This is a genomic window from Arthrospira sp. PCC 8006 (assembly GCF_046480465.1).
GTDB classification, from domain to species: Bacteria; Cyanobacteriota; Cyanobacteriia; order Cyanobacteriales; family Microcoleaceae; genus Limnospira; species Limnospira platensis.
Genome location: NZ_PKGG01000429.1, coordinates 1 through 1,774 on the forward strand (window position 1 = coordinate 1; position 1,774 = coordinate 1,774).

Sequence of the window (1,774 nt, forward strand, 5' to 3'; positions counted from 1 at the left end):
CGCCAAGAACGTGGTTATCAGTCTGTTTTGCAGCGGGAACCGGAAAATCAAACAGCTTTGGAAGGGTTGGTGATGGTTCGCTTGGAACAAAATCAACTGGAAGAGGCGATCGCACCTTTGGAAAAGTTAGTTAATTTATATCCCGATGTTGAGGATTATCAAAACCTCTTAAAACAGTTAAAAGCTGATACACAGCCAGCGGTTCAAGATTAGTTAATATCTGGCTACTGATGAATCAAATCAGTCACGAAGCGAGCTTATATGATAGGGACTATCATCTTTGGGTTATGGCAACGGTTAAACACCTAGAAACAGGCGATTTTGAGGCTCTGGATTTGGAGAACTTAATCGCGGAAGTTCTAGGCTTGGCTGCGATGGATAAAAGAGAGTTAAGGAATCTTTTAAGGCTGTCATTTGAGCATTTGCTAATGTGGCAATACTGGGAGGCTGAAACGGAAAGAAATCGAGGCTATTGGCTGGGAGAAATTGCCAATTTTCTGATGGAAATCAGAGGGATACTAATGGATAGTCCTAGCCTAAAAAATTACCTATCAGAAATCTTTGATGATTGTTACGAAGATGCCTTAAAAATTGTGGTGGCTAAAACGGAACTCCCCCTAGATACTTTCCCGGAAAAGGCGATCGCCAACTTAGAGGAGGTGTTAGATGAAAATTGGTTTCCTCCGGTGAGTAAGTAGTAATTAAAGGCTGATATAATGGAGGCATAACTTAACGATGCAACAGTTAAGCGAATCACTCAAAAGTCTATATGATACGGATTATCATCTCTGGGTTCTGGAAACGGTTAAACACCTCAAAAAAGGTGATTTTGAGGCGGTGGATTTAGAGAACCTAATCGAAGAGGTGCTAGACTTGAGTAAAAGGGATAAAAGAAAGTTGGCCAGTCTGTTGACTCTTTTATTTGAGCATTTACTCAAACTCAAATATTGGCATTCTGAAAAAGAAAACAATCAAAATCACTGGCGGCGAGAAATCCGTAATTTCCGTAAACAGATTAAGCGACATTTAAAGGATAGTCCCAGCCTCCAAAATTACCTATCCCAGGAATTAGTTGATATCTACGAAGATGCGCGAGAGTTGGTTTCTGATATTTCGGGTTTATCGGTGAGCGATTTTCCCTCGACTCCGATCGCCAACTTAGAGGAGGTGTTAGATGAAAATTGGTTTCCGTAAATTAAGGATATGAGGGTATAATTGTGGGGGAAAGATGATGAATCAGGAATTTGTGAATAGCGATCGCCTAGCCTATTGGAAAAAACGAAGAGCCCAGCAAGCGGCGCAAAATCAAAAATTAGCAAACCAGGCGCGATCGGATGTAGATACAATTGTAGAAATGCTGGTGAGTAAGTTTGGAGTGAGGCGGGTTATCTTATTCGGGTCGTTGGTGAGGGGAGGTTTTAGCGAAACTTCGGATATTGATTTGGCGGTGGAAGGGTTGAGAAAAAAAGATTATTTTTTGGCGTTGGCGGAGGCGAATGATTTAACGCGGCGATGGGTGGATTTGAAGCCTTTGGAGGATTTAGAACCACATTTTGGCGATCGGGTATTGCAAACGGGGGAATGTGTTTATGAGGGAGGTTAGTCCGAGTGAGTTACAGGAGTTAGCGACGGATATTGAACTAGAGTTAGCGCGTTTGGGAGAGTTGGAAAATGCGATCGCTCTACTCTGACGTGATATTCTGGTAGAACATAACATCCCCCATTGCCATCAACCACCATCACCAATTGATTCGGACTAGCCGGATAAATACTC

General features: G+C 42.3%; 4 protein-coding genes and 1 pseudogene. 4 read left to right on the forward strand and 1 reads right to left on the reverse strand.

Annotated features, from left to right (window positions below; translation table 11 throughout):
* The 4 genes from B9T16_RS28335 to B9T16_RS28350 all read left to right on the forward strand — a co-directional run.
* The coding region (locus B9T16_RS28335; protein ID WP_410246357.1) for a tetratricopeptide repeat protein at positions 1-213 on the forward strand (213 nt) is incomplete at its 5' end.
* A 17-nt stretch (positions 214-230) separates the two neighbouring features.
* Positions 231-698 (forward strand): DUF29 domain-containing protein, encoded by a 468-nt coding sequence (locus tag B9T16_RS28340; RefSeq protein ID WP_410246358.1) that lies wholly within the window; start codon positions 231-233, stop codon positions 696-698.
* A 37-nt stretch (positions 699-735) separates the two neighbouring features.
* Positions 736-1,194, forward strand: a complete 459-nt coding sequence (locus B9T16_RS28345; protein ID WP_315670238.1) for a DUF29 domain-containing protein — start codon at positions 736-738, stop codon at positions 1,192-1,194.
* 34 nt (positions 1,195-1,228) lie between these two features.
* Positions 1,229-1,603: a nucleotidyltransferase domain-containing protein gene (locus B9T16_RS28350; protein WP_317268725.1), complete on the forward strand. Its 375-nt coding sequence runs from the start codon at positions 1,229-1,231 to the stop codon at positions 1,601-1,603.
* A 62-nt stretch (positions 1,604-1,665) separates the two neighbouring features.
* Here the strand turns inward: B9T16_RS28350 and ppnK are convergent.
* Positions 1,666-1,774, reverse strand: a pseudogene (gene ppnK / locus B9T16_RS28355) (NAD(+) kinase); the annotation flags it as partial.

Coding starts and splice junctions, on each gene's coding strand:
- B9T16_RS28340 (WP_410246358.1), top strand. CDS start 231: ATGAATCAAATCAGTCACGAAGCGAGCTTATATGATAGGGACTATCAT.
- B9T16_RS28350 (WP_317268725.1), top strand. CDS start 1,229: ATGATGAATCAGGAATTTGTGAATAGCGATCGCCTAGCCTATTGGAAA.
- B9T16_RS28345 (WP_315670238.1), top strand. CDS start 736: ATGCAACAGTTAAGCGAATCACTCAAAAGTCTATATGATACGGATTAT.